General features: G+C 69.4%; 18 protein-coding genes and 1 pseudogene. 4 read left to right on the top strand and 15 right to left on the bottom strand.

What is annotated here, in order from left to right; all coding sequences use genetic code 11:
- Positions 1-80 precede the first annotated feature (80 nt).
- Positions 81-968: a LysR family transcriptional regulator gene (locus tag OHB44_RS22800; RefSeq protein ID WP_330438194.1), complete on the top strand. Its 888-nt coding sequence runs from the start codon at positions 81-83 to the stop codon at positions 966-968.
- A gap of 174 nt (positions 969-1,142) precedes the next feature.
- Here OHB44_RS22800 and OHB44_RS22795 read toward each other — a convergent pair whose 3' ends face one another.
- The 7 genes from OHB44_RS22795 to OHB44_RS22765 form a co-directional block, all read right to left on the bottom strand.
- A complete protein-coding gene (locus OHB44_RS22795; RefSeq protein WP_330438193.1) occupies positions 1,143-1,889 on the bottom strand; it encodes a MerR family transcriptional regulator in 747 nt (248 codons plus the stop codon).
- Between the two features lie 158 nt (positions 1,890-2,047).
- The gene (locus tag OHB44_RS22790) at positions 2,048-2,701 is read right to left on the bottom strand and encodes a response regulator (protein WP_266305384.1); all 654 of its coding nucleotides are present in this window, start codon (positions 2,699-2,701) and stop codon (positions 2,048-2,050) included.
- A complete protein-coding gene (locus OHB44_RS22785; RefSeq protein ID WP_330438192.1) occupies positions 2,698-3,852 on the bottom strand; it encodes a sensor histidine kinase in 1,155 nt (384 codons plus the stop codon). Before OHB44_RS22785 ends, OHB44_RS22790 begins: the two co-directional genes overlap by 4 nt.
- A gap of 14 nt (positions 3,853-3,866) precedes the next feature.
- Positions 3,867-4,616 (bottom strand): ABC transporter permease, encoded by a 750-nt coding sequence (locus tag OHB44_RS22780; protein ID WP_330438191.1) that lies wholly within the window; start codon positions 4,614-4,616, stop codon positions 3,867-3,869.
- Positions 4,613-5,509: an ABC transporter ATP-binding protein gene (locus OHB44_RS22775; protein ID WP_330438190.1), complete on the bottom strand. Its 897-nt coding sequence runs from the start codon at positions 5,507-5,509 to the stop codon at positions 4,613-4,615. The genes OHB44_RS22780 and OHB44_RS22775 overlap by 4 nt, the downstream gene beginning before the upstream one ends.
- A 424-nt stretch (positions 5,510-5,933) precedes the next feature.
- On the bottom strand, positions 5,934-6,812 hold the full coding sequence (locus OHB44_RS22770; RefSeq protein ID WP_330438189.1) for an LLM class flavin-dependent oxidoreductase: 879 nt from the start codon (positions 6,810-6,812) through the stop codon (positions 5,934-5,936).
- A gap of 118 nt (positions 6,813-6,930) precedes the next feature.
- Positions 6,931-7,950, bottom strand: a complete 1,020-nt coding sequence (locus tag OHB44_RS22765; RefSeq protein ID WP_330438188.1) for an aldo/keto reductase — start codon at positions 7,948-7,950, stop codon at positions 6,931-6,933.
- Positions 7,951-8,103: 153 nt separating this feature from the next.
- Here OHB44_RS22765 and OHB44_RS22760 point away from each other — a divergent pair, with 153 nt between their 5' ends.
- The gene (locus tag OHB44_RS22760; RefSeq protein ID WP_330441267.1) at positions 8,104-8,682 is read left to right on the top strand and encodes a TetR/AcrR family transcriptional regulator; all 579 of its coding nucleotides are present in this window, start codon (positions 8,104-8,106) and stop codon (positions 8,680-8,682) included.
- Between the two features lie 9 nt (positions 8,683-8,691).
- On the opposite strand, the gene OHB44_RS22755 is transcribed toward OHB44_RS22760, so the two are convergent.
- Positions 8,692-9,459, bottom strand: a complete 768-nt coding sequence (locus OHB44_RS22755; protein WP_238684320.1) for an SDR family NAD(P)-dependent oxidoreductase — start codon at positions 9,457-9,459, stop codon at positions 8,692-8,694.
- Positions 9,460-9,567: 108 nt separating this feature from the next.
- Here OHB44_RS22755 and OHB44_RS22750 point away from each other — a divergent pair, with 108 nt between their 5' ends.
- On the top strand, positions 9,568-10,167 hold the full coding sequence (locus OHB44_RS22750) for a TetR/AcrR family transcriptional regulator (protein WP_238684319.1): 600 nt from the start codon (positions 9,568-9,570) through the stop codon (positions 10,165-10,167).
- Positions 10,168-10,371: 204 nt separating this feature from the next.
- Here the strand turns inward: OHB44_RS22750 and OHB44_RS22745 are convergent.
- The 6 genes and pseudogenes from OHB44_RS22745 to OHB44_RS22720 all read right to left on the bottom strand — a co-directional run.
- Positions 10,372-10,509: pseudogene (locus OHB44_RS22745) on the bottom strand (DUF4260 family protein); the annotation flags it as partial.
- Between the two features lie 27 nt (positions 10,510-10,536).
- Positions 10,537-11,427 (bottom strand): NmrA family NAD(P)-binding protein, encoded by an 891-nt coding sequence (locus OHB44_RS22740; RefSeq protein ID WP_330438187.1) that lies wholly within the window; start codon positions 11,425-11,427, stop codon positions 10,537-10,539.
- Between the two features lie 84 nt (positions 11,428-11,511).
- Positions 11,512-12,576, bottom strand: a complete 1,065-nt coding sequence (locus OHB44_RS22735; RefSeq protein ID WP_330438186.1) for an extracellular catalytic domain type 1 short-chain-length polyhydroxyalkanoate depolymerase — start codon at positions 12,574-12,576, stop codon at positions 11,512-11,514.
- 261 nt (positions 12,577-12,837) lie between these two features.
- Positions 12,838-12,978, bottom strand: coding sequence for a hypothetical protein (locus tag OHB44_RS22730; RefSeq protein ID WP_238684316.1), 141 nt, complete (start codon positions 12,976-12,978; stop codon positions 12,838-12,840).
- Positions 12,975-13,694 carry an ABC transporter permease gene (locus tag OHB44_RS22725; protein ID WP_238684315.1) on the bottom strand — a complete coding sequence of 240 codons (720 nt, stop codon included), beginning with the start codon at positions 13,692-13,694 and terminating at the stop codon, positions 12,975-12,977. The genes OHB44_RS22730 and OHB44_RS22725 overlap by 4 nt, the downstream gene beginning before the upstream one ends.
- Before the next feature lie 26 nt (positions 13,695-13,720).
- Positions 13,721-14,602: an ABC transporter ATP-binding protein gene (locus OHB44_RS22720; protein ID WP_330438185.1), complete on the bottom strand. Its 882-nt coding sequence runs from the start codon at positions 14,600-14,602 to the stop codon at positions 13,721-13,723.
- Positions 14,603-14,687: 85 nt separating this feature from the next.
- On the opposite strand from OHB44_RS22720, the gene OHB44_RS22715 reads away from it, so the two are divergent.
- Positions 14,688-14,810 (top strand): hypothetical protein, encoded by a 123-nt coding sequence (locus OHB44_RS22715; RefSeq protein ID WP_330441310.1) that lies wholly within the window; start codon positions 14,688-14,690, stop codon positions 14,808-14,810.
- Between the two features lie 108 nt (positions 14,811-14,918).
- Here the strand turns inward: OHB44_RS22715 and OHB44_RS22710 are convergent, their stop codons facing one another.
- Positions 14,919-17,102, bottom strand: coding sequence for a hypothetical protein (locus OHB44_RS22710; protein ID WP_330438184.1), 2,184 nt, complete (start codon positions 17,100-17,102; stop codon positions 14,919-14,921).
- Between the last annotated feature and the right edge of the window lie 342 nt (positions 17,103-17,444).

Below are 17,444 nucleotides of genomic sequence, written 5' to 3'. Positions count from 1 at the left end.
CGACGCTAGGCAGCCCGGACAGGCACGTCCATCGCACATTTCCGCTGTCGCTGTTAAGCAAAGCCGTACAGTCGGCGGTCATGACGCTGAATCCGTGGCGACTGCGCCTGCTCGCCGACCTGGCGACCTACGGCACCGTCCGGGCCGTTGCGCAGCGCGGCAACCTGAGCCCGTCGGCGGTTTCGCAGCAACTGACCACTCTGGAACGGGAGACCCGGACCGCGCTGCTCGAACGCACCGGGCGGCGGGTGCGGCTCACTGCGGCCGGAATGTTGCTCGCCGGCAGGGCTCGGGAGATCCTCGCTGCCATGGACGCGGCCGAGGCGGAGCTGCGCCGCCTCGCCGACGAGCCCGCCGGCACGGTTACCGTGGCCGCGTTCCAGAGTGCGGTGCAAGCCCTCGCCGAACCGGCGCTTGTCCGTCTCGCGGCCCGACACCCGGATCTGAGCGTGGTGTTGCTGGAACTGGAGCCGCACGAGAGCATGCCGGCGCTGCGTCGCGGCGACGTCGACCTGATCATCACGACGGCCGACTTCGCCGGCGCCGAGCTCTCCCCGGAGATCCACCTGGTGCCGCTCGCCACCGACCCGATCGTGCTCGTACTGCCCCCGGAGCATCCGCTGACCAGCGCCGAGTCGGTCGCCCTGGAGGCGTGCGCGCAGCAGCCCTGGACGTTCGACGTCGACGGCTCGTACATGTCCGAGCTGTCCACCCGGCTGTGCCGGGAGGCCGGCTTCGAGCCCGTGGTGATCTGTCGGTTCAACAACTACATGCTGGCGCTCCAGCACGTGGAGAACGGCCGCTCGATCACCATGCTGCCGAAGCTGGCGGTGGACCCGCGATACCGGGTGGTGACCCGACCGCTGAGCCCGCCGCTGACCCGGCGCATCACCGCCGGGGCCCGGCGACCGGCCGCGTCACGCCCCGAGGTGACGGCCGTGCTCAATGCCCTGAGAGCAGGTGACTGACCTTGGCCGGACCGTCGGTCGGGCCAGCGCCCGCTCCTCGGCCTCGCGATCGGAGCCATTGTGCCTTCCTTTCGATTCGGGATGCTACGCACGAGTTCAGGCCGGAGGGTCGAGCCCTTGTTCGCGACGCAGTTGCTCCTGAGCGAGGATGCTGGCCCGGCCCAGCACATCGACCTAGGCGGGGTTGTAGAGACCGACGCCGGCGTCGATCAACGTCTGGCGCGTGACGTGCTCGCTCTTCGACAGATGTCGGGCGGGGTCACGCAGCCAGGGATAGTCGACCAGATGCTGCGCCAGGCGCGCGGCGAGCTTCTCGGCGAGGTTCTGGCGGGTCGCCTCGTCGGCGTCGGGCGGCAGGGTGTCGATGTCGTGGCTGACGGGATCCGTGTCGGCGTCCGCCATGCGCCGCAGGTCCTTCATCACGTTCTCGTCGTAGAGCTGGGTGAAGACGTCAATGAGCGAGGTGTCGGACACGGTCAGCCGCGGCGCGCCCGACTCGAAGCCCGCGGGCGCGTCGGCTGGCGCCCCGTCGCGCAGGATGATCGCGATGTCGGAGCGAGCTCGGCGTAGACGCTCGACCTCGGCCGCCAGGTCGGCGTCGACCTGACGCAGCACTTCCGGGGCGGGGGCGCCGCCCGAGGTGATCGCGCCGATCCGGGACAGGGGCACACCCAGCTCTACGAGCCGCCGGATGCGCAGGAGGACGACGAGATGCTGTACCCCATACTGCTTGTATCCGTTCGGTCGGCGCTCGGGCTCGTCGAGCAGTCCGAGCCGGTGGTAGTGCCGAATCGTGTTCACCGTGGTGCCGGCGAGTTCCGCGAGCTCACGGGTGCTCCAGGCCACGTCGGTTGCGCCGATGAATCGGATCTCGCCTCGGTGCCGGAGGCCCAGCTGGTCGGCGTCACCGGACGGATCCACCACTTCGAGGGACCGAGCGGGCAGTCCACCCGCGACGGCCCGCTCATCACCGAGAGGAAGACCGCCCAGAGCGATCTCCGGCGGCGTGGCGCCGCCGCATCGTGCGAGGACGGTGCCAGCAACGCGGTCGTACGGGGCGATCCATGCCCTTTCGCCCGTCAGCGAGGCTGGACCAGGCCGTTGTCGTACGCGAAGATCACCGCCTGGATCCGGTCACGGGCTCCGATCTTGAACAAGACCCGTCCGACGTGCTTCTTCACGGTCGACTCGGTCAGCGTGAAGCGTTCGGCGATCTCGGTGTTGGTGGCGCCCTGGCCGATCGCCTCGAGCACCTCCCGCTCCCGCTCGCTCAGCGTGCTCAGGCGGGGATTCTCGGAGGTGGCCGGCGCCGGTTCCTGCAGGTAGGCGTCCATCAGCTTGCGGGTCAGGCTGGGGGCTACCACTGAGTCTCCGCTCGCGACAGCGCGGATGCCGGCGATCAGTTCCTCCGGGCGCGCGTCTTTGAGTAAGAAGCCGCTCGCTCCGGCTCGAAGTCCGGCGTAGACGTATTCGTCCAGATCGAATGTGGTCAGGATCAGCACGTGGGTGCGTGAGCCGGCCGCGGTTATGCGGCGGGTGGCCTCGATGCCGTCCATGCCGGGCATGCGCACGTCCATCAGCACCACATCGGGCCGGGTCTGATCGACTTTCCGCACTGCCTCGGCGCCGGTGGCGGCCTCACCCACCACGGTGATGCCGGGGGTGCCGTCGAGCAGCATCTTGAAGCCCATTCGCTGCAACTGCTGGTCGTCGACGATCAGGACGGTGGTCATGAGGGCTCCTTGAGGACTACGTCAACGAGCCAGCCGTTCTCCACCGGGCCGGCGGTCACTATCCCGCTGTACATGGCGGCGCGTTCGCGTATGCCGAGCAGGCCGTGGCTTGGAGGGGCCGGTATGGCACGGCCGTTGTCGAGAACGCGTACCCGTACCTCTCCGCGGCAGGCAGCGAGAGTGACCGTCGCGGACGCGCCGCGCCCCGCGTGTTTGAGGGTGTTGGTGAGCGCTTCCTGGACGATGCGGTAGACCGCGAGCTGCAGCCCCTTGCCGAGGGTGTGCAGCTCGCCCGAGGTGGAGTAGGTGACTGGCAGCCCGGCTGCCCGCACGCTCGGCAGCAGCCGGTCGAGATCGTCGATGCCGGGCTGCGGTCTCAGCTGCGGACCAGGGTCACCCTCGCGCAGCACGCCCAGCACCCGGCGCAGCTCCGCGAGCGCCTGGCGGCCGGTCTCGCCGATCAGCCGGAGCGGTTCGGCGGTCTGCTCCTGCCGCGATCTGGCGAGGGCGGCGCTGCCGTCGGCGAGGCCGACGATCACCGACACGTGATGGCCGACGATGTCGTGCATCTCGCGGGCCACCCGGGCCCGCTCCTCAGCGACGGCCAGGCGGGCCTGCTGATCCCGTTCGATCTCGAGGCGGGCGGCCCGGTCCTCCAGGGCGATGAGGTACGCCCGGCGGGTGCGCACCGCGACGCCGGACGCGACCGCGGCCGCCTCTGTGCCGATCGCCAGGAGCAGGGTGGTGACGCGGTTCTCCGTCACCGGGTTGATCAGGTAGATCTCGGCGACCAGCAGCGCGAGGGCGATCCCGGAGGCCCAGGCCAGCGCCCGCCACGAACCGCGGGAGGCCACCCCGAACAGCATCACGAGCAGGATCACTCCGGCGCCGACGCCGACGTCCAGCAGTCCCTCGATCAACTCGATGGTCGCGGTGGCCAGGAACGCCGGGAACGGGTACCGCCGCCGCCAGTAGAGCGGTGGCAGCAGCACCAGGGTCGCGATGGTCGCCGACAGGGGTTTCTCGATGATGTTCGGGATGCTGAACAGCACGATCGGGACGGCTACCAGGGTGTCCATGACCCACGGGTGGCGCCGGTCGAACGCCCGCAGCCGTGCCTGCCGGTCCACGAGCCATCCCTGCGTGCTCATCGCCCGAGTCTCCCTTACGCGTCGGTCTTTTTGAGCCGATAGGCGGTGGCGGTGAGCGTCACGGCCACGTACCCGGCGAAGACTGCGATTCCGGCCCACGGACCCAGCGTGCCGTCCGTGGGGGCCAGTGCCATCACGGCGCTGCCCGCGTTGCTGGGCAGGTAGGGGGTGACGGCATCGGCGATCGAGTCCGGCAGCAGCGGGGCCAGAACGGGCACGACCAGCAGCGCGCCGGACAGGATCGCGATGGCGCCGGCGCTGGAGCGGACGAGCATGCCGAGCGCGACGCCGAGCGCCGCGACCAGCCCCAGATAGAGGCCGGCGCCGAACAGGGCCCGCACGACGCCCTCGTCACCGAGGCCCAGACCGTCGACCTTCTCGTTGAGCACGGCCGACCCCAGGGCGAAAGCCGCGAAGGCGCCGATGGTCATCGTCACGAAGGCGGCTGCCCCGGCCACGAGGCCCTTTGACCACAGCACCGGCAACCGGCGCGGCACCGCGGCCAAAGTCGCCCGGATCATGCCGGTGGTGTATTCGCTCGCCCCCAGCAACGCGCCGAGCACACCGACGGACAGGGCGGCCAGGATGCTGCCCGACAGGGCCAGATCGACCGAAGTCGGGCCCTCACCCGAGAAGGACGCCGAGGCGACCATGCCGAAGGCGATCAGGAGGAAGACGGAGATGCCGGTCGTGATCCAGGTGGAGCGCAGGGAAGAGAACTTGGTCCATTCGGCGGCGACGACGCCACCAGGGGTGATCTTCATCGGGAGGCCTCGTATTCGACAGCGTCGCGGGTCAGGTCCATGAACGCCTCTTCGAGGGAGGAGTTCTGCGGGGTGAGTTCGAACAGTGGGATGCCGCGGCTCGCCGCGGCCAGCCCGATCTTGCGGGCGGAGGTGCCGGCGACGAGCAGTTCCTCAGCGCCGGTCGAGGTGACCGTGATGCCAGGGCCGGCAATCGTCGTGCGCAGCGCGTCGGGGGCGGGAGTGACGACGCGGACGCCCTCGGCGGTCACGAAGTCGGCCACTGTGGTGTCGGCCAGCAGTCTGCCCCGGCCGATGATGACCAGGTGGTCCGCGATCAGCGACACCTCGCTCATCAGGTGTGAGGACAGCATCACGGTGCGGCCCTCGGCGGCCAGGCCGGTGAGCAGGTTGCGCACCCAGAGGACACCCTCGGGGTCGAGGCCGTTGACCGGCTCGTCGAGCATCACCACGGCCGGGTCGCCGAGCAGCGCGGCGGCGATGCCGAGTCGCTGGCCCATGCCAAGGGAGAACGCACCGACCCGCTTGTGGGCGACGGCCGAGAGACCGGCCAGGTCGAGCACCTCGTCCACGCGCGAGCGCGGGATGCCGTTCGTGCGAGCCAATGCCAGAAGGTGGCCGACCGCCGTCCGGCCCGGGTGTGCGGCCTTGGCGTCGAGCAGAACGCCGATGTCGCGCAGCGGTGCCTGCGACGACGCGTACGGCTTGCCGTTGACCAGCACGTCGCCGGAGGTCGGCGCATCGAGACCGACGATCATCCGCATGGTCGTCGACTTGCCGGCGCCGTTGGGGCCGAGGAAGCCGGTGACCTGTCCGGGCTTCGCGGTGAACGACAGGCGGTCGACGACCGTCTTCGCACCGTATCGTTTGGTTATCTCGCGTACCTGAATCATGCTCACCACGCTAGGTCCGGGCACAGCCCTCATCGTGGTACCGCGGTCGGCATTACCGGCCCGCCATTGGTACCCAGGTTCTACTGGCCATCGCTACGTAAGGGTGTTTCACCGACGCGAACGCCGCCTCGCCGATGCAAGCGTGGAGCCAGCCGTACCACGGGGGAGGAGCTGACGTGGCCTGGAGCACCCGGGAGCTCTACATCTGCCAGTAGCCGCCCGGGAATGGTGCGGCCTCAAGCCGGGCGACGACGATCTCGCGAATGACCTCGTCGCTGATGTAGGCGGGAAAGAGCCGGGCGTACAACCGCCGAAATGGTGAACCGTGTCAGCCGACGACTCATCGGGGACTTGGTGGTGGCGTGGCTGACGCAACCCCGGCCGCCCGGGTCGGATGTCAATTCAGACCGACCCGCCAGGGCCGCTATGCGGTGGACGGGGTGATGAGCTCATCGGCGACCCAACGCGCGACGGCAGCGGGGTAGGGCGCCGGCAGCGTGAGCACGATGTGCCCGAAGCCGGCACCGATCGCCCTGCCGATGGCGTCGCGGGTGAGCCTGGGCTGGTCATAGGAGACGGGCAGGTTGATCGAGCGGGTGATCGATGCGGGGTCGCGGCCGATCTCGGCGCAGTAGCGTTCCAGCAGGGTGCTGCGGCTGACGGCGTCGTCGACGTCCCCGCTGGCGATGTTCCAGATGTCCGCGTGCTCGGCGACCACCCGCAATGTGGCGGCGGAGCGGCCACCGATAACGATCGGCGGGTGCGGGCGCTGCACGGGCTTGGGGCTGGCGAACGCTCCGGTGAGGTCGATGTACGTTCCGTGGAAGTCGAACGGCTCGTTGTCGGTCCAGAGTCGACGGATGACCGTGAGCGCCTCGGCGAGGCTGGCCACGGCGTCGTTGGTGTCGGCGAAGGGAAGGCCGTGCGCGGCGTACTCCTGCCGGGCCAGGGGGTGACCAGGCCGTGACCCGACGCCGATGCCGAAGTCGAGGCGTCCGCCGGAGACGATGTCGACGACCGTGGCGATCTTGGCGAGCATCGCGGGAGGCCGGAAGCGGTTGCTGGTCACCATCACGCCCAGTCGCAGCCGCTCGGTCTGCGCGGCGAGGGCGGAGAGCAGGGTCCAGCCTTCGTACGCCGGTCCGCCCGGGTCGCCACCGATGGGCATGAGGTGGTCGAACAGCCACGCGTGCTCGATCTCGGCGATGGCGTCCGCTTCCTGCCATACCCGCAGGATGTCCTGGTAGTCGACGTGCATCGGGGCGGTCATGAGCCCGAAGCTGGGCGAGGGCTTGCTTGGCATGGGTCCGTTCGTCCTTTCGGCGCCGAGCTGGAAGGTCTGGCTGTGCGGCGGGTCAGCGGCAGGCGGACGCGCGGGCGCACTTCCGGCTGCCGCCTGGTCACTGACACGTGCCGGGTGATCAGCGGCGGCGCAGCGTCGGGTCGAGTAGAGCGGGCGGGGTGTCGTTCTTCTCGTGGGCGGCGAGGTCGACGCCGGGAGCCACGATCGCGTCGATCGCGTCCAGTACGTCGGTGGGGAGCACCGTGTCCGCGGCGGCAAGCTGCGAGTGGAGGTGGTCCGTCGTGCGGGGGCCGATGATCGCGCTGGTCACGCCCGGGTGTGCGGTGACGAAGCCGAGCGCGAGTTGGATGATGCTCAGGCCAGCCTCGTCGGCGACTGTGGCGAGTCGCTCGACGGCGTCGAGCTTGGCGCGGTTGGCGGGGATGCTGATGTCGTAGCGCTGCCGCATGAAGCCCGAGCGGTTCGTGCTGATGTCCTGGCCGGCGCGGATCGCGCCGGAGAGCCAGCCCGATGCCAGCGGGCTCCAGGCGAGCACGCCCATGCCGTACTCCTGGGTCGCGGGGAGCACGTGGGTCTCGATGCCGCGTTGCAGGATCGAGTAGTTCGGCTGCTCGGTGACGTATCGGCTCAGATGTCCCTCGCGGGCGGCCCACTGCGCCTGCACGATGCGGTAGGCGGGGAAGGTCGAGGAGCCGAAGTAGCGGATCTTGCCCGCGCGTTGCAGGTCCGTCAGCGCCGCCAGCGTCTCGTCGTCGCTTGTCGTCGGGTCCCACCGGTGCATCTGATAGAGGTCGACGTGGTCGACGCCGAGGCGGCGCAGGCTGTTGTCCAGCGCGGTGACCAGCCAGCGGCGCGAGCCGCCCCGCTGATTGCGGTCGTCGCCCATCGGCAGGGTCGCCTTGGTGGCCAGAACGACGTCGTCGCGGCGGCCGGCGATGGCCTTGCCGACCATCTCCTCGGACTGGCCGCCGCTGTAGGCGTCGGCGGTGTCGATGAGGTTGATCCCCGCATCGAGTGCCGCGTGGACGATGGCGGTGGCGTCCTCCTGGGTGGTGTTGCCGATCTTGCCGAAGTTCATCGCGCCGAGTACGAGGGTGCTGACCTGCACGCCAGTGCGACCCAGGGTGCGGTATTGCATGACTGTTTCTCCTTCGCGTCCGGCGGTCCACGGTTTGGTGGCAGCCCGCCCGGTCAGTATGGTGGGTAAGCGGAACGAGGTTCCGATAGTCAACATACGGAACGGCGTTCCGGATGCCAAGCGGAGTGACGGAGGTAACGCGACGTGGCCGACATCGACAGCGGCTCGGAGCGACCGGTCCCGCGCAAGCGGGCCGACGCCCGGCGCAACGAGAGGGCCCTGCTCGACGCTGCCGCCGCGGCGTTCGTCACCTCCGGCGTCGACGTCCCCGTGCGCGACATCGCCGTACGGGCGGGCGTTGGCGTGGGCACGATCTACCGGCACTTCCCCAGCCGGGCCGACCTCATCGTCGCCGTCTACCGGCACCAGATCGAGGCGTGCGCCGAGGCGGGACCGGCCCTGCTGGCCGACAGCGACACACCGCACGCCGCCCTGGCGCAGTGGATCGACCTGTTCGTCGACTTCCTGGTCACCAAGCACGGTCTCGCCGCAGCGCTACAGTCCGACGACGCCGCCTTCCAGAGCCTGCACGCCTACTTCCTCGACCGGCTCGTCCCGGTCTGCGACCAACTCCTCGACGCCGCCGTCGCCGCTCAAGAGATCCGCCCCGACATGGACGCCTACGGGCTGCTGCGCGGCGTCGGCAACCTCTGCATCGGCGCGGGCAACGATCCTCGTTACGACGCACGCCGCCTGGTCGACCTCCTCGTGGCCGGGCTTCGCGTCCGCTAGGACCTGTCCTCAGAGCGCGGTGCCGCCCGAAGCGTCGATGACCTGACCGGTCACCCAGCGCCCCTCGTCCGAGGCGAGGAAGGCGATGATGCTGGCCACGTCGTCCGTCTCGCCGAGCCGGCCGAGGGCGACGCGCGCCGTCTGCTGCGCCGCGAGTTCCGGATTGTCGACCAGATATTGGCTGTTCCGGGTCATGACGATGCCGGGTGACACCGCGTTGACGGTGATCCCGCGGAGGCCCAAATCCAGCGCCATGTCGTAGCTGAACCAGTTCAGCGCCGCCTTGCTGACGCCGTAGGCCAGCAGATCCGGGCTTCCGACTCTGGCCGCGGTGCTGGAGACGTTGATGATCCGGCCGCCGTCGCGCAGTCGCGGCAGCGCGTGCTTCGTGATGAAGAACGGCGCCTTCACGTTCACGGCCATCACCTGGTCGAACTCGTCCTCGGGGAGGTCGGCCAGTCGGGCGAAGCTTCCCTTGCCGGCGTTGTGGACGAGGATGTCGATCTTCCCGTCGGGCACGAGCTCCCGGCCCGCCGTGTCGAAGGTCTCCCAGAAGCGAGCCGCGTCGCCGGGTGTGCCCAGCTCGGTGTGCACGGCGAATGCACGTCCGCCTTCCTTGCGGATGCGCTCCACCGTGTCGCGGGCCGCCGCCTCGTCGTGGCCGTAGCCGACGGCGACCGTCGCCCCGTCACGGGCGAACCGCTCGACGGTCGCCCGGCCGATTCCGTGACTGCCGCCGGTGACGACGGCCACTTTGTTCTGCAGTGCTCCTGACATGACCGCTCCTTTGTTGAATGATCGCTCAAGAGGAACCGTAGCTCCTTCTTGAGCGATCCACCAACAAATCTCCAGCCCGCTTTTGAGCGATCGCTCTAGAATGGGGTCATGGACACACCAGAGGTACGGCGAGGCCGGCCGCCGACCTTCGACCGGGCGGCGGCACTGGCGGCCGCCACCCGCCTGTTCTGGGAGAACGGGTACGAGGGGACCTCGATCAACGACCTGACCCGGGCGATGGGCATCCGGCCCGGCAGTCTCTATGCGGCGTTCGGCGACAAGAGGTCCCTGTTCAACGAGGTCATCGAGGCGTACGGTCGCTCCCCGGCCGGCGAGTTCGTCTGGGCAGCCATGGCCAGGGAGCCGACGGCCTTCGATGCCTTCCACCGCATCCTGCTCGACGCGGCGGCGATGTACACCGACGCCGAGACGCCGGCCGGAAACCTGCTCTGCAGCGCGGCCGCGGCCGACACCGATGTCGCCACCTACATGCGCGACCTGCGCAACGCCAGCGTCGGCACCTTCGAGAAGCGCCTGACAACCGCCCGGCAAGAGGGCGAACTACCGGCGGCAGCCGACCCCCGCAAGCTTGCCGCGTATTTCACGGCCGTCATGCACGGCATGTCCCAGCGCGCCCGGGATGGCGCCACGGCGGCGGAGCTCACCGATACCGCGGAACTGGCCATGGCCGCCTGGCCGACGCGCTGACCGCTGCGGATCTCCCTGGCTCCCGGCGAACCAGGGACTCGTACGGGCCGATGGCTGGCGCCGACCGGCGTCTCGGGTCGCCTGACGCCGCGCCTGCAGGTGTGGTGTGAATCGATGTGCAGCGTTGCGGGGGAGCGGCTGAAGCCCGCCGCGCGTCCGTCATCGGAGACACCGATCCCACGGGCATCATCCTGAGCGGGCCCTTCAGGCTGGAGACCTCTTCGGCGCGCCCGAAGAGGTAAGACCGGGCCCGCCTGGTTGAGCCCGGCGGGCCTTCCCGATCCGACCGAGATGTGTGTGATCGAACCCCTCGGTCGTCTTCAGGCCGTAACCAAGGGCGCGGTCGACCGCGGTCGGCCGTCCCGGGTGTCAGCGATCCCTGCGCCGCAACGCCGGCTCGGTGTCGGCGAGAAAGCTCCACAGCGTACGCGCCGGCCGTCCGATGACCTGCTCGACGGTGTCGGTCACCTCCGCGAAGCCGCCGGCGCGCACCCGCTCGAACGTCAGCGCGGAGAGGTCTCGTTCGAAGCCCTCAAGACCGGCAACAGCCTCGTCGACGGTCACGTCCCGGTGGGTCACGGGATGCCCGGCCGCGGCGGAGAGCAGCTCCGCGGTGCGCGGCAACGACAGTGCCTCCGGACCGGAGATCCGGTACGTCCGGCCGGAATGCCCGTCCTCGAGCAGCGCCCGCGCGGCGACTGCCGCGATGTCCCGGGCGTCGATCCAGGCCACCGTTGCGCCGCTGCTGGGAAACGGCAGCTCACCGGCACCGACAATCTGGTCGCGGTAGAAGCGCGGATCGGTGAGCACCTGCATGAACCAGCCCGGCCGCAGGACCGTCCAGGGGCGCCCGCTGTCGCGTACCACACGCTCGACGCGCGGCGCCCAACCGACGGGCCCCGGATGGTCCGGGCCCGGGTGGCCACCGTCCTGGTCGGACAGCAGGACCACCCGGACCCTGGGCGACGTTCCGGCCAGCAACGCAGCGACGAGTTCCGACGCGTCCGCGCGGTCCGGCCGGACCACGTACACGGCGTCGACGTCCTCGGTCGCCGCCGCCCACCCCGACGGCTCGTCCCAGGAGAAGGCGGTAGGGCGAACGCCGTCGATGCCGATGGTGGACGGATCGCTGCTGCCGCCGAGCACCTCGACGTCTCGTCGTGCCACGAGCAGCTCCGCCAGTGGTAGGCCTGTCTTGCCGCGGACGCCGGTCACCAGCACCCGGGTCACGCCGGTCTCAGCCGATTGCGAACTCCGCACCGTGAACCACTCCTTTGGTTGGTAACTCGTGTGGGTCAACCCCCGGCCGCATCCCCGGTAGGCGCGACCGGGCCGGCGGAGTCCTCACGGCATCGGGTGGCGCTCGGCGAACTCCCATACGATCTGGCTGGCGTCGGGGCCCGCGTGATCGGTGTAGCGGCCGTCGCCGTCGGGGCCGGGCCAGGCGTGCCCCATGTCCTGGACACGGTACGACTCGACGATCGGCGAGCCGTCCGGCGCGGTGATCGTCGAACGCGTGTACGCGTGCCGGCCCGCAGCGGCTGGCACGGACACGGTCTCCTCGGTCGGGTTGAGGCTGTTGTTGGGTAGTCCGTCGTCGACGAGATCGCTCACGGCGGTCCACTGTGCGACGAGTCGCGTGGCGACCAGGGGTGGCACGACCTCGTCCTGCTCGCCCTGGATGACCAGCAGCGGCACCCGCCGGGCCCGCTCACCCATCTGGGCCCAGGCTTGACGGGCCGTGTCCAGCGGCGACGTCGAGTCCGGGTCGTCCGGGTCGACCTGGTTGAGCCCGTACTCGCCGCCGGCGACCGAGGTCGCCGTGGCGAAGACGTCGGGGTGAGTCGCGGCGAGGATGACCGCGGTTCCCGCGCCCGACGAGGCGCCGGCCACGTGCACCCGCGCGGGATCCGCGTCGTACTTCTCGACGACCTGGCGGGCGACGCCCGCGAGCAGCGCGGGTTCGCCGGCATGCCGGTGTTGATGCCGTGGGTCAGCGGAGTTCCAGCAGGCGATCAGGTTGCGGGAGATCAGTTGTGTGGGGTAGGCGACGATGAAGCCCTTCCGGTCGGCCAAGCGGTTGAACTGCGTCGTGGATTTCATGGAGTTCCATCCGTAGCCGGTCATGCCGCAGCCGTGGATTGCCATGACGACCGGCAGCCGGGCCGTCCCCTTGTGCTGGGGCGGAAGGTGGACCTGGTAGCGCTGCGAACCGGCATCGCCCTGGTAGACGTGGTTGCGGTCGCCGTCGCCCACCTGCCAGGGCAGGCCGAGCTGAAGGGCGGCGACGCCGAGGCTGACGGCGGCCACCACGGTGGCGAGGATGCCGGATACGATCCGGAGCCACCGCCGTCGCCGAGGACGGGTGGGTTCGGCGTCGGCATCCGGCGCGGAAGGCGTGGAGGTCACGCGCGTCTCCTTTCTTGTACGGGACGTCTAGTGGATGTCGACACGGCGCGGCGTGGGGTTGGGTATGCCGGATAGCTGAGGTAGCCCGACGCCGCCACCGGCGTCGTAGTCGTCCCGCGCCAGGCACGGCGCAGCCCGAGCAGGCTGAGCTCGGCGAGCAAAGCGCCGTACACCTCGGGTGGGTGTCGATGTCGTCACAGGTGTGGTGGCACCGGCGGACGATGTGGTGGGGCTGCCCCTGCGTAGTTCCACTCGGTCGCACTAGCTGCGAGGAAGCACTGTGATGGCCGCGATGGCGCTGTTGACGACCGCGGCCGTCACGGTGCGGGTAGCGGCCTCCGCCGCGGCGTCGGCGCCCCATTCGCCCAAGGTCGGGTTGCCCGACCGGGGTTCGGTGGTCATCGGCGGGGTTCCCAGCGGAAGAGTCGGATGGCGAGGTTGACGGCGACGGCGACCCAGGCGAGCGTGGGTGCGAGCAGGAGCAGGGAGTCGGTCACGGCGACGCCGCCGTTCCAGGCGTTCACGGTCAGTTGGGTGGCTGCGCCGCCGGGCAGCAGCCGCTTGAGCCAGGCGAGGTCCTCGGTGCCGGTGATGCCCACCCAGGTGGCCACGGCGATCACGCCGAGCGTCACTGGCAGGGTGGTGACCTGGGCGTGCTCGGGTGAGTTGGTCAGCCCGGCGGTGGCCAGGGCCAGGCCGATCATCATGGCCAGTGTCGCGAGGGTCGCCACCACGAGCAGGGCGACGTTCGCCGGCTTGCCGGCGACGACGGCCAGGGCGATCAGGATCGCGGTCACCTGGATCAGGGCGATGACGACGACGGGCAGCAGCAGGCCGGCGATGATGCCGGTGTCGCTTGCGGCGGTGGAGCGCAGCCGCTTGAGGAAGAGGTTCTGTCGCCGGGACGCCAGGGTGGTGACGGCGGTGGCGTAGAGCCCGAACGCGGCGATTGTGAACATCACGATCGCGGCGATGTAGCCGAGGCTGCCGATGTCGGCGAAGGTCTCGTGCTGGCGGACGAAGTACGCGCTGACGACTACCGGGATGATGAGGCTGGTGATCAGCACCAGTCGGTTGCGGAAGATCTGGATCAGCTCGCTTGCGGCGATGGACAACACGGTGGCGCTCCTGTCGAGATAACGGGTCAGTTGCTGATGGCGCGGAAGACGTCGTCGAGGCGGGTCGGCCCAGCCTCCAAGCCCTGCAGCTCGACGGCGTGGTCCTGGGCCCACGCGAGCAGGACGTGCAGGTCCTTCTGCAAACCGTAGGTCTCGACCACCACCTTGCCCTCGACGGTGACCGCGGCCTGCAGCGGCAACGCCGGCGCCCCGGCCGGGAGGGAGAAGCGGATGACGGCCGGCAGGGTGCGGGTCAGTTCGGCCACGGTGCCCTCGCGGTGGAGGGTGCCCTGGTGCATCAGTCCGATGCGGTCGGCGCGTTGTTGTGCCTCCTCCAGGTAGTGGGTGGTGAGCACGATGGTCGCGCCGTTCTCGCGGAGGCGGTCGACGGTCGCCCAGACGGCGTCGCGGGACTGGATGTCCAGGCCGGTGGTCGGCTCGTCGAGGAAGATCAGCTCCGGGGTGCCGTAGACGGCGGTGGCGAAGTCCAGCCGCCGCTTCTCTCCGCCGGACAGTTGCGACACCTTGCGGCCGGCTCGGCCGGTGAGGTCGACGAGGTCGAGCACCCGGTCGACGTCGTCGCTACGCCCGCTGAGCCGGCCGATCAGACCGACGGACTCACGGACGGTGAGGTCTGGGGAGAATCCGCTCTCCTGGAGCATGACGCCCATTCGGGGACGTACCGCGCGCCGGTCGTCGGGGCTGTGCCCGAAAACACGGACCGTGCCGGAGGCCGGCCTGCGGTGTCCCTCGATGACCTCCAGGGTCGAGGTCTTTCCGGCGCCGTTGGTGCCCAGCAGGGCGTACAGCTCTCCGGGCCGCACCTGGAAGGAGAGGTCCTTGACGGCGTGGAAGTCGCCGTAGGTGAGGTTCAGCCGGTCGACGTCGATGACGGGGGTCGTGGTCATGTCCCCATGACAGCAGCGATGGCGGCCGACCGTCAGTGCAACTACGTCACGGCTACAAGTGACGCGGTGTCACTGTTCGAGACTGGTGGCCTGGACCCTCACCACCGACCCCGGCCTGCGCCGATGGCTGCACGATCTGCCGTCGGACCACGGCCCCCACAACATCTCCACCAACCCCGACCGCTATATCGACCCTGACGATCACTGATCCCGTGCCAGCACGGTGATGAACGGGCGGGGTGTTTCCGCGCTGCCCCGCCGATGATCGCCGACGGCGATGGTCTCGCGGGCCCTGCTCGCAGGTGAGCTGGCGTCTTCAACCGTTTCGAAGGCGTTCGGAAAGGTCGCAGACTGCCCTGTCGTATCGATCGTCCGTCACACCGGGCCGGTGGGCCCGTATCGGCGCCCATACGGTGTCTTCGCCCTGCGCGTCAAGGCACTGCGGATCCCTGAGCCGGCGGTCCACGGTCATGTCGGGGGCCTGTCGCGCGCCGCGCTCACCGGCATCTGCACTATTGAAGATCCAGCCGCCGATCGGATCGGTATCCCGCCACAGGTTCACCCACCGCCAGCCGACATGACGGCCCACCTCGCGCAATACCTCCGCGCCGACGTATGCCGGGAACAGCGCGCTGTACAGGCGTCTTAACGGGGAACTGTGGGTTAGCAGTGCGACCCTGTCGAGCACCTGCGGCTCAAGTTGCAGAATGCTGGCCACAGCCAACACGGACCCGTGACTGTGGGCCGCGACCAGCACACCGTGCCCTCTACCCGCAAGCACGGTGATCCGGCGAGCGAGTTCGGGTACGGCGCGTTCGGCGTAACACGGTGGGGCGAAGGGCTGGGCGACGCGAGGCCAGAACATACCGAGGTCCCAGAGCACCCCGATGTACCGGCGGAAGACCGACGTTCGATACGCGAACAATCCTCCAATCAACAAGCCGAGGAAGACCAGCGCCATCAGGTAGCTGCCGAAGTGCGTACCGGCGCTCACGAAGTCGGGCGGCAGGCTCGCCAGGTGCTCAGCGGCGAAACTGGGTTGCAGCTCGACCAGACCCAGCGCGGAAAAACCCAAGCTCAGCGCGACGATGCAGCAGTACATTGCCGCGAGCGGAGCGAGCCACTCGGTGAATTGAGCCCGAGCGATCGCGTCACGCACCTCTGCCCGTCGTCCGTTCGCCCGCGCATCCGCACAGGGGAAGTCTCGGGCGACGATCTCTTCCGCCGCCCGCCTCCGGTGACGTCGCGACAGCACGACCATGACCGCACCGGTTGCTGCGGCTGCGAAGACCGACACAAAGAAGCCGAACATGGTCCACTTGTACGGCAGCACCGGGCTGGTGGGCTGCACGTCAGGTGTAGGCAAATCACGATCGAGGTAGTCCGAGACCCGGTAGTTGAACTCGGTCGCGTAGATGACCGCCAGCCCCACGGCAAGGCACGCGAACAGCGGTGCACCCAAACCGTGTAGGAGCACGCGACCACCGCCTGCGCGATAACGGCCCACCAGTGCCGCTGTCCCCAGCAGCGCCAGGAGCACGCCTTGGGTCACGAACACCATGACCACCGCCCGGGCGTGGCCGGGCAGACCCTCCACGGGGGGCCACGCGGTCCGATCGAGCGCCGCACGACAGATGACGACGACCGTCGTCACCACGGCAATGAGGCGTAGCACACGAACGACGACGTCGACCGCCAGACCCGATCGGGCGACGACCCTCTCGGACACGCATAACAGAACACAGCCCACTGTGACAGCTGACGCCGTCACTCCGAGAAGAAGGTCAAGCACGTCAGGACCGCGGGCCGACCACAGCGCCGCGACGAGGCTGAGGTCGATCACAGCGAGGCCCGTCGCCAGATGGATGAACCGCAGTCGTTCCGCTCCGGGAAACGCGTCGGGCGTTCCGATCGCGCCGAGAGGCGTGTCCGCCTTCGTTCGCGTCGCCGTCGGCGGGATGAAGTTGTTGTACCAGTGTCCGCAGCGGGGTCCGGCGAGCTGCAATACCCAGAGAGCGCCCACAGGCACCAGCGACAGCACCGCCAAACGCAAACCGGCCGGTTGACCACCGAGCCACGACAACCAGGTTCGGCCGCCCAAGCACTCAGCCCGGGACATGCACTTGACAGCAAGCAGGTCCAACCCCACACCCACGAAGGACAGGACGTACAGGGCCGTAAGGCTCAGACCAACCAGCCGGCAACCGACCCGGACCACACTCCCACTGACGTTCGCTCGCGGCCGCATCCACGCCGCCGCGTTGCACAACATAAACGGCAACAGGAACACCAGCGACAGCGTCCTCACCGCAGTTCCGCTTGGCAACTCACTCCACCGGTATGTCTCCAGCACCGAGCCGCAGGCGCCTCCCGTGGCACCGTTCCCCTCCCGCGGACGATAAAAGCCGCCCTTGTGGTCGCCGGCCACACGGCGCAGCTGCGGCCGATCGAGGACGGCGTCCGCGTCGGCACTCGACACGCCGTACACCCGCAGTTCCACGACGTCGCGGGGCGGGGGACGCGGTGACTCGCGCCCGGTGCCGGGTGGCGGCAACTTCGGCATCCTGACCTCACGACGAATCAGCGCGGACGAAACCGGTGTCGACCGCGCTTACCCACTCGCGACAGGCGCAGACCTCGCCTGCCCCCGCATCCGGCGCCTCGGTGAGCGTGCGGTTCCGGCGGCCCGAGCGCGCACGACCAGACTGGCCTGAGACAGGGTCGGCTCGAGGGGTATGGCGCGGGATGACCGGTGAGGCGCGACGCGCGCCGCGCCTGAGCCGGGTCCGTCGACGATCAGACCGCGCGAAGGTCCGCGACGCCGCGGCCGCGTGGACTGGAC

It is taken from the genome of Micromonospora sp. NBC_00821 (assembly GCF_036347035.1).
Taxonomy (GTDB): domain Bacteria; phylum Actinomycetota; class Actinomycetes; order Mycobacteriales; family Micromonosporaceae; genus Micromonospora; species Micromonospora hortensis.
Note: the sequence above shows the minus strand (reverse complement) of the source record. Positions and strands in the feature narration are given on the sequence as shown.